Annotated in this window: 2 protein-coding genes; both read left to right on the top strand. The window is 43.3% G+C overall.

The features are described 5' to 3' along the window. Nucleotides 1-893, top strand: an 893-nt coding sequence (locus A1D16_RS14195) for a FecR family protein (RefSeq protein ID WP_290710621.1), incomplete at its 5' end; no start/stop codon positions are given. Nucleotides 894-1,122: 229 nt separating this feature from the next. Then, nucleotides 1,123-1,692, top strand: a 570-nt coding sequence (locus A1D16_RS14190; RefSeq protein WP_290710619.1) for a SusC/RagA family TonB-linked outer membrane protein, incomplete at its 3' end; no start/stop codon positions are given.

The raw sequence follows: 1,692 nt of genomic DNA, 5'->3' as shown, positions 1-1,692 counted from the left end.
TGCTCTCAGCAGCTACTGTTTTTCTTTTGTCAAACCCGAAAAAAACAGCCGAAACCCTGCATGCAACTCATTCTACTACTTCTTTTCAGACCATAGCGCCTGGCTCAGAAAAAGCCATTCTAACTTTATCGGACGGCAGTCAATTAGTATTGGATGATAGCGCCAATGGTGTATTGGCAACCCAGGGATCCGCACAAATCGTAAAAAACGAAGAAGGAGAAATTTCCTATGCAGGTATTAAAAATGAGAAAAGCGCCGAACTTTTTAATTCCATGCAAACGCCGCGCGGAGGACATTACAGGCTAGTGCTTCCAGATGGTACGAAAGTTTGGCTGAATGCATCTTCATCAATCCGGTACCCCGTTGCATTTAACCAGCAGGAACGGCGGGTTGAAATCAGCGGAGAGGTATATTTTGAAGTTGCACATGATAAAGCGCATCCATTTATTGTAAATACCGGCAGTTCTTCTGTGCATGTGCTTGGCACCAGTTTCAATATCAACTCCTATGCCGATGAGCCCTGGCAAACAACGACCCTTGTAGAGGGCTCCATCAGGATGGAAAAAAACAACCAATTTTCCCTGCTTCGCCCTGGTCAGCAAGCCCGGATAAAACCCAATAGCAGCATAGATATTCTGGAGGTTCAGGATATAGAAGAAGTAACAGCCTGGAAAAATGGAGTTTTTTTGTTTAACAGCAGAGATGTTCAAAGCATTATGCGACAGATCAGCCGTTGGTATGATGTGGAAATTGTTTACCAGGGATCCTTCAGTAAGGAAACATTTTCGGGTATCGTAAGTAAATCCAGTTCTATTGAGCAGGTATTGAAAATTTTAGAGGCCAGCGGTGTTCATTTTAAACTGGATGGAAAAAAATTGATCGTCATACAATAAAAAAGGGGCACAAACGAAAGCAGGAAGTGTTCGCACCACTCCCTGCAGGAAGTTGGGCCACCCGATAAATACAAACCGGTAATTACTGTTTAACCCAACCAAAGCAAAAGTATGAATTTAATGTTTGCCAGCGTTCTGCTTCCGGCGAGGAGTAGAATCACCAAAATGCTGCTTGTTATGAAACTAACGGCCTATTTATTATTGCTTTTCTGTTTGCAGGTGAGTGCAAATGGATTTGCCCAGCGAGTCACGATTTCTGAAAAAAATTGTAACCCTTGTAAAAGTTTTTCGGCTTATCAACCGGCAAACAGGATTCCAGTTCTTTTATAAGGATGATTTTATTCAAAAGGCAGGTAAAGTGTCTATTGCTATAAAAAACGGAACGCTTGAAGAGGCACTGGAACACTGTTTTCGGAATTTACCGGTTACGTTTACCATTATTGAACAAACCATCGTGGTCAAAGAAAGGCCGGCCATTCAGCCAGTGGAGAAACTGGAAGAAAGCAGGCCTCCTTATGCAGAAATCAGGGGCACGGTGCTGGACGAAAACAAACGACCTTTAGCGGGTGTTTCGGTTATAGTTAAAGGAACCCAAAGAGGTACTAGCACCGGTGCTAACGGAGGTTTTTTGATACAGGCCGACCTGGGCGATATAGTAGTATTCTCCATGATCGGGTATAAAACCAAAGAGCAAAAAATTACCGGTGAGCTCATGTCTGTTCAACTGGAACCGGAAGCCTCCACCAGTAATGAAGTAGTGGTAGTAGGGTATGGAACACAGAAAAAAACGGCGGTTAAA

The sequence above is a fragment of the Flavihumibacter sp. CACIAM 22H1 genome, assembly GCF_001601815.1.
Taxonomy (GTDB): Bacteria; Bacteroidota; Bacteroidia; order Chitinophagales; family Chitinophagaceae; genus Flavihumibacter.
Note: the sequence above shows the minus strand (reverse complement) of the source record. Positions and strands in the feature narration are given on the sequence as shown.